At 75.5% G+C, this 4,010-nt stretch carries 1 protein-coding gene; it reads left to right on the forward strand.

From position 1 onward, the window contains the following. The coding region (locus AB0P07_RS36685) for an SDR family NAD(P)-dependent oxidoreductase (protein WP_365558747.1) at positions 1–4,010 on the forward strand (4,010 nt) is incomplete at both ends.

The following is a 4,010-nucleotide window of genomic DNA, read 5'->3' on the forward strand; positions in this document are numbered from 1 at the left end:
CGCGCGGGCCGCGCCCGGGTGCCGTTCTTCTCGACGGTCACCGGCGACTGGCTCGGCGACGAGGTGCCGGACGCCGCCTACTGGGTGCGCAACCTCCGCCACCGGGTCCGCTTCGAGGAAGCGGTACGGGAACTCGCCGCCGACGGCTTCGACGCCTTCGTGGAGTGCAGCGCCCACCCGGTGCTCGCCGGGAGCGTGACGCAGACGCTGGAGGACGCGGGCCGGGACGCGGTCGTGACCGGCTCGCTGGTCCTCGGCGACGGCGGCCTGCGACGCCTGCTGACCTCTGTGAGCGCCGTCTTCACACACGGCATCCCCGTGGACTGGACCCGGATCCACACCGGTACCGGAGCCCGCCACGTCCCGCTGCCCACGTACGCCTTCCAGCACGAACGCTACTGGCTCGACCCCGGCACCGGCGCCCCGGACGTCGCGTCCGCCGGACTCACCCCGGCTCGCCACGCGCTGCTCGGCGCGGCCCTGCGCACCGCCACCGACGAGAGCCTCGTCCTGACCGGACGACTCACCGCGCGCCGCCACCGCTGGCTCCACGACCACGCCGTCGGCACCCTCCCGCTGCTGCCGGGAACCGCCCTGCTCGAACTGGTGGTGCACGCGGGCGAACGGTACGGCACCCCCCGCATCGGTGAACTCACCCTGCACGCCCCGCTGCCGCTGCCCACCGGAAGCGACACCACGGACCTCCAGGTCACCGTCACCCCCGACGGTCCCGACGGCGCGACCGCGACCGTGCACAGCCGCCCCGGCACCGACGCCGGTCCGGACACCCGGGACCCCGCCGCTCCCTGGGTCCACCACGCGACGGCGGCGCTCCGCGCGGACGCCCCCGCACCGGACCCCGCCGAACCCCAGTGGGCCGCCACCTGGCCGCCCTCCGGCACCACCGAGGCCGACCTCACCGGCCTCTACGACGAACTGGCCGACGACGGCTACGTCTACGGCCCCGCCTTCCAGCGACTGGCCCGCCTCTGGCACGCCCCCGACGGCACCGTCTACGCGGAGGCGCGCCTGCCCGAGCACGGCGAGCCGACGTCCCCGGACGACGAGCGCTTCGCCCTCCATCCGGCGCTCCTCGACGCCGTCCTGCACGCCGTGGTCACCACCACCCGCTCCGAGGACGGAGTGCGCCTGCCGTACGCTTTCGGCGACGTCGCCGTGCACGCACCCGGAGCCCGCGTGCTGCGCGCCCGGATCACCCGCTCCGGCGACTCCGCCGTCGCCCTCGACCTCGCCGACCCGTCGGGGCGGCAGGTCGCGAGCATCGGCTCCCTCACCCTGCGGCCCGCCGACACCGCGCGGCTCACCGCGTCGCACGGCGCGGCGGCCCGCTCCCCGTTCGCCGTGGAATGGGAACCGCTGACGCCGCCCGGCGAGGAACGCCCCACCGGCCTGTGGGCCGTACTGGGTGACGGCGACGGCGCCCCCGTACTCGAAGCGCTCCGCGGTGCCGGCGCCGCACCGGACGCCTACCGCGACCTCGACGGGCTGCGTGCCGCCCTCGACGCCGGCGCCACCGCGCCCGATCTCCTCGTGTGGACCGTCGGCGACCGGCACGACGACACCGTGACCGCGGCGCACGACCACACGGCCACGGCCCTGGCGACCGCCCGCGCCCTGCTCCTCGACGAACGGCTGGCCGGCACCCGGCTGCTCGCCGTCACCGAGGGAGCGGCCGGCCCCACCCCCGCGACCCGCATCGCCGCCGCCACCGTCTGGGGCTTCCTGCGCACCGCGTACACCGAGACACCCGGACGGTTTCTCCTGGCCGACACCGACCGGGACCCCGCGTCGCTGCGCCTCCTGCCCGCCGTCGCCGCGGGCGACGAACCCCAGGTCGCCCTGCGCGCCGGCCGGGCGCACGCCCCCCGCCTCACGCGCTCCACCGACCGGGTCGTCGACACCATCGCCCCCTTCGGCCCCGACAGCACGGTCCTGCTCACCGGCGCCACCGGACACATCGGCCGGCTGATCGCCCGGCGCCTGGTCCGTGAGCACGGCGTACGCCGACTCGTCCTCGTCAGCCGACGGGGAGGCGAGGCGACCCGCGACCTCACCGCCGAACTCGCCGGGGCCGGCTGCGAGGTGACCACCCTCGGCTGCGACCCGGCGGACCACGGCGCCCTGCGGACCGCGCTCGCGGGCGTCCGCGCCGAGCACACCCCCACCGCGGTGGTGCACGCGGCGGGGGTGCTCGACGACGGAGTCGTCACCTCCCTGACGCCCGACCAGCTCACGACCGTGCTGCGCCCCAAGGTCGACGCCGCCTGGAACCTGCACCAACTCACCCGCGACGAGCCGCTGACCGCGTTCGTCCTCATGTCCTCGGTCTCCGGCGTCCTCGGCGGCGCGGGGCAGGCCAACTACGCCGCCGCCAACGCCTTCCTGGACGCACTCGCGACCCACCGCACCGACCTCGGCCTGCCGGGACAGAGCCACGCCTGGGGCCTGTGGGACCAGGACGACGTCAGCGGCGGCATGGCCTCCGGTCTCGGCACCACCGACCGCGCCAGGCTGGCCCGGCTGGGCGTGGCGCCCCTGCCCGAGGACCAGGCCCTCGCGCTGTTCGACCGGGTGGTCGCGGACCCCGCGCCGCTCACCGTGCCCACCAGGCTGGACCTTCGGCAGGTACGCGAACAGGCGGAGAGCGAAGGGATCCCGCCACTGCTGCGCGGACTCGTCCGCCCGCCACGGCCCTCGGGCAGCGACGGAACGTTCACCGAGCGTCTGACGGCCCTGACACCGGACGAGCGGATCGACCTGGCCCTCGGGCTCGTACGCGAGCTGGCCGCCGCCGTACTCGGCCACGCCTCGGCCGACCGGGTCCCCGCCACACGTGCCTTCCGCGACACCGGCTTCGACTCGCTCGGCGCACTCGAACTGCGCAACCGGCTGAACAACGCCACCGGACTGCGCCTCCCCGCCGGACTGGTCTTCGACCACCCCACGCCCACGGAGCTGGCCGCCCACCTGGTGGACCAGCTGCCCGGCCCGGTCCGGCAGGAGGAGCCCGCCGCGCCCGCCGCTTCCACCGACGAACCCCTCGCGATCGTCGGCATGGCCTGCCGCTATCCCGGCGGCGTCACCAGCCCCGAGGAACTCTGGGAGCTGGCCGCCACCGGCGCCGACGGCATCGGCCGCTTCCCGGCGGACCGCGGCTGGGACCTCGACGGGCTCCACCACCCCGACCCGGACCACACCGGCACCTCGTACACCCGCGAAGGAGGCTTCCTCTACGACGCGGGCGACTTCGACGCGGGCTTCTTCGGGATCTCGCCGCGTGAGGCGCTGGCGATGGACCCGCAGCAGCGGCTGCTCCTCGAAACCTCCTGGGAAGCCCTCGAACAGGCCTGCATCGACGCCGACGACCTGCACGGCAGTCGCACCGGAGTGTTCGCGGGGCAGGTCTACCACGACTACGCGCCGGCCCCGGAGCGGACCCCCGGACCCGTCGAGGGCCTGCTCATGACCGGCGGCGCGGGCAGTGTCCTGTCGGGCCGGGTGGCCTACACGTTCGGTTTCGAGGGTCCGGCGGTGACGGTGGACACGGCGTGCTCGTCGTCGCTGGTGGCGATCCACCTGGCGGGCCGGGCCCTGCGGTCGGGCGAGTGCGATCTCGCGCTGGCCGGCGGCGTGACCGTCATGGCGACCCCCGGGCCCTTCGTCCAGTTCGCCCGGCAGCGGGGTCTTGCGACCGACGGCCGCTGCAAGCCCTTCTCGGCGGATGCCGACGGCATAGGGATGGCCGAGGGCGTGGGAGTCCTGGTCCTGGAGCGGCTGTCGGACGCCCGGCGCAACGGCCACCGGGTGCTCGCGGTCGTGCGGGGCAGTGCGATCAACCAGGACGGTGCGTCGAACGGCCTCACGGCGCCGAACGGGCCCGCGCAGCAGCGGGTGATCCGGGCCGCGTTGGCGGACGCCGGGCTCGGCACCTCGGATGTGGACGTGGTGGAGGCGCACGGTACCGGGACGAGGCTCGGTGATCCGATCGA

This window comes from Streptomyces sp. NPDC085944, from assembly GCF_040686295.1.
GTDB lineage: Bacteria > Actinomycetota > Actinomycetes > Streptomycetales > Streptomycetaceae > Streptomyces > Streptomyces salinarius.